We start from the raw sequence: 2,194 nt of genomic DNA on the forward strand, positions 1-2,194 counted from the left end.
TCCTTTTTATTTTCTGCCGCTTTTAAACGACGCAAAGAAAATACAAACAACACTCATCTCCTACTTTCAACAATTCAAAACCTCTCTCTCTATATCCTTTTCACTGTTTCCCTTCCTCCGAAGCGGGATGCAAAAGTAGGAAAATTATCTACGCACACAAACTATAACGCCCTATTATTTACAATATTTCACCTAACTTGCTATTTTTCAAGCAGAAAAACTTAATACGGGTTCAAAAAACAAGACACATAGCTGTTCAATCAGATCTCGTAACTCCCTCCCCATTCAAATCAAACTAAGCATGCTCAACTAATCCTCAATCTATCAAAAAAGCCATTTCCATATGTACACGGCATACCAATATACTTGTTTAAGCCATAGCTATTGTATTCAAAAATATTCCTGATTATAAAACCAACATAATAAAGATTAGATAGGAGTACCGACAACAGTATCAATAACGAGCAACTATACTGATTAAAATTATCTAAAAACTTGATGGCTATCATTTGCTATCAGCAGCTATAATCACAATTTTGAGCCATACAACATACAAATGATTATTTATAAAACATTCACTTTTGACTCAGCGCACTATTTACCAAACGTTCCTCAGGGACATAAATGCGGGGGGATGCATGGCCATACCTATACGTTGACTGTATTCATTTCCGGAACTCCAGAAAAACACTCAGGTTGGATCATAGACTATACGGATTTAAAAGCCGGAATAAAACCATTTCTAGACATCCTCGATCACAAACTGTTAAATGAAATACCAGGGCTAGAAAATCCGACAAGTGAAAATCTATCTATGTGGTTATGGCAAATGATAAAACCTATCTACCCAAACCTCGTAAAAATAGAATTAAAAGAGACACCAACATCTGGAGTAATCTATGAAGGCTAAAGAAAATAAACAAATTGCCTCCTGGTTATATTTCGGAGCTTTCATCATTATCATACAAATTCTGCTTGGAGGAATTACCCGTCTTACCGGATCAGGACTATCTATCACAGAATGGCAACCCTTACTCGGCACAATCCCTCCATTAAACCAATCTGACTGGCAGGAAAGCTTCGACAAATACAAAGAGATCGCGCAATTTCATCTTGTTAACGCCCACTTTACTCTAGAAGATTATAAATCCATATTCTTTTGGGAATGGTTACATAGAAATTGGGCGAGATTTATTGGTCTTGCTTTTATTATACCACTTATTTATTTTGTCATTCGACGAAAGATAGAAAAGAAACTCCTATTTCCATTGTTACTCCTATTTGCTCTTGGACTATTACAAGCAATTATAGGTTGGATCATGGTCAAAAGTGGATTGAATGACGTAAATATAAAAGTCAATCACATTCGCCTGTCTATACATTTCATAGCCGCACTTATTTTACTTTGCTACACATTGTGGTTAGCCTTTTCCTTAAGTCTGCAGCACATTAAAATGAGACACCGATTGCGATTTACGAAACTCAACATTGTTATTCTTATTTTAATTGGCATACAAATGATATACGGTGCATTCATGGCAGGAACCAGTGCAGCTCTTGCTGCTGTAAGTTGGCCAGATATGAATGGTTCGATTTTTCCATCAGGAATATTTAGTCAAAAGATCAGCCTAACAACTATAACAAATGATTTACTAACGATCCAGTTCATTCACCGTACACTAGCCTACCTGATTTGCATCGCTGTCATTATTCTATATCTTAAATCTTCAACCTGGAAAATCAACAAAACATTATCCATTATCAGACTTCTTCCACTATTGCTCGTCATCCTGCAATGTATTATAGGAATAACAACGCTCTTAAATAGTGTCAATGGTTCTTACAAAAGCTATGCATTGTTGCATCAGTTTACGGGGATACTGTTACTCATTTCACTTCTCCTGTTCCTTTTTCTGAATTTAAAGAAAAGCTAACTAAATTCCATTCGTCGAACAAGCCCGCTGATACGTTTTCAAAAACTAAAATCCCCATAAACAAGAAAACCCGGTAGTCGCTATGACTACCAGGTTTCTTTTTAAGATTTGGCACCGACCTACTCTCCCACGTGTTACCGCAGTACCATTGGCTCTGGTGGGCTTGACTTCTCTGTTCGGAATGGGAAGAGGTAGACACCACCGATATAGGCACCTAAATATTTTTAATATCTTTTAATTAGTAAAGCTCTACATTTAAT

3 protein-coding genes and 1 rRNA gene are annotated in these 2,194 nt (G+C 36.5%); 3 read left to right on the forward strand and 1 reads right to left on the reverse strand.

What is annotated here, in order from left to right; all coding sequences use genetic code 11:
* The 3 genes from R2Q84_RS25175 to R2Q84_RS25185 all read left to right on the forward strand — a co-directional run.
* A partial coding sequence (locus tag R2Q84_RS25175) for a hypothetical protein (RefSeq protein ID WP_316819373.1) occupies positions 1-225 on the forward strand: 225 nt, incomplete at its 5' end.
* Positions 226-550: 325 nt separating this feature from the next.
* Complete coding sequence (gene queD, locus R2Q84_RS25180) at positions 551-910, forward strand: 6-carboxytetrahydropterin synthase QueD (RefSeq protein ID WP_316819375.1); 360 nt, start codon at positions 551-553, stop codon at positions 908-910.
* Positions 900-1,934 carry a COX15/CtaA family protein gene (locus R2Q84_RS25185; RefSeq protein WP_316819374.1) on the forward strand — a complete coding sequence of 345 codons (1,035 nt, stop codon included), beginning with the start codon at positions 900-902 and terminating at the stop codon, positions 1,932-1,934. Before queD ends, R2Q84_RS25185 begins: the two co-directional genes overlap by 11 nt.
* Before the next feature lie 106 nt (positions 1,935-2,040).
* Here R2Q84_RS25185 and rrf read toward each other — a convergent pair.
* Positions 2,041-2,152, reverse strand: a 5S ribosomal RNA gene (gene rrf / locus R2Q84_RS25190).
* Positions 2,153-2,194: the final 42 nt, after the last annotated feature.

Source organism: Pedobacter nyackensis (assembly GCF_032678475.1).
GTDB lineage: Bacteria > Bacteroidota > Bacteroidia > Sphingobacteriales > Sphingobacteriaceae > Pedobacter > Pedobacter nyackensis_A.

Bases quoted from the DNA above. Each gene is read 5' to 3' on its own strand.
- R2Q84_RS25185 (WP_316819374.1), top strand. From the start codon at position 900: ATGAAGGCTAAAGAAAATAAACAAATTGCCTCCTGGTTATATTTCGGA.